Source organism: Pauljensenia sp. 27098_8_83 (assembly GCF_041432695.1).
GTDB lineage: Bacteria > Actinomycetota > Actinomycetes > Actinomycetales > Actinomycetaceae > Pauljensenia.
Window position 1 is genome coordinate 1 of sequence record NZ_JAPWAD010000043.1, and the last position, 1,584, is coordinate 1,584.

A 1,584-nucleotide genomic window follows, 5' to 3' on the forward strand; every position below is an offset into this window, starting at 1 on the left:
ACTTCAGCATGGGCGGTCATAACGCGGTACCAGAATATCAACTGGTTGTCCATCGACTACGCCTGTCGGCCTCGCCTTAGGACCCGACTAACCCAGGGCGGATAAACCTAGCCCTGGAACCCTTAGTCAATCGGCGCTGCGGATTCTCACCGCAGATTCGTTACTCATGCCTGCATTCTCACTCCCACACAATCCACCAGAAGTTCCCTCCAGGCTTCACCTCGTGCAGGACGCTCCCCTACCCAACAACACACCAGCACTCCAGTTCCTGGCGCCAGCATCGCGTGTTGTTGCCACAGCTTCGGCGGTACGCTTGAGCCCCGCTACATTGTCGGCGCAGAACCACTTGACCAGTGAGCTATTACGCACTCTTTCAAGGATGGCTGCTTCTAAGCCAACCTCCTGGTTGTCACCGCGACTCCACATCCTTTCCCACTTAGCGTACGCTTAGGGGCCTTAGCTGATGATCTGGGCTGTTTCCCTCTCGACTACGAAGCTTATCCCCCGCAGTCTCACTGCCACGCTACACCTAATGGCATTCGGAGTTTGGCTGACGTCAGTAACCCACAGGGCCCATCGGCCATCCAGTAGCTCTACCTCCACCAGGGACCACGCGACGCTGCACCTAAATGCATTTCGGGGAGAACCAGCTATCACGGAGTTTGATTGGCCTTTCACCCCTACCCACAGTTCATCCCCCAGGTTTTCAACCCTGGTGGGTTCGGTCCTCCACACAGTCTTACCTCTGCTTCAACCTGACCATGGGTAGATCACCCCGCTTCGGGTCTAGAACACGCGACAAACGCCAATATTTCAGACTCGCTTTCGCTACGCATACCCCACACGGGTTAAGCACGCCACGTATCACTAACTCGCAGGCTCATTCTTCAAAAGGCACGCCATCACCCCACAAGGCTCTGACGGCTTACAGGCACACGGTTTCAGGTACTATTTCACTCCCCTCCCGGGGTACTTTTCACCATTCCCTCACGGTACTATGCACTATCGGTCATCAAGTAGTATTTAGGCTTACCAAGTGGTCTTGGCAGATTCACACGAGATTTCACGAGTCCCGCGCTACTCGGGCACCACACCCACACACACTATCACCGGTCCGCTTACACGACTCTCACGCTCTACGGTCAGCCATCCCAAACTGTTCAACTCCCAGCAACAACACGCGCGACCCCCCGGCAGAAGGATCCAACATGGCCCCACAACACCAAACACGCAACGGCCGCCGCCTCTGGCACGCATCTGGTTTAGCCTCCTCCGCTTTCGCTCGCCACTACTCACGGAATATCTTTTCCTGCGGGTACTGAGATGTTTCACTTCCCCGCGTTCCCCCCACCACCCTATACACGTTCAGATGATGGTAACCCAGCACAACCCAGGTTAGGTTCCCCCATTCGGACACCCTCGGATAATAACGCTCGCTCGCCAGCTCCCCGAGGCATATCGCAGGCCGCAACGTCCTTCATCAGCTCTTGATGCCAAGGCATCCACCGAATGCCCAACAAAACTAAACAAAACACAAAAAACAGTACAGAACAAATATGCTCGCAACCACTATACAAATCACAA

At 55.1% G+C, this 1,584-nt stretch carries 1 rRNA gene; it reads right to left on the minus strand.

Features of this window, described 5'->3' with window-relative positions:
* A 23S ribosomal RNA gene (locus O3656_RS10200) occupies positions 1–1,529 on the minus strand; the annotation flags it as partial.
* Between the last annotated feature and the right edge of the window lie 55 nt (positions 1,530–1,584).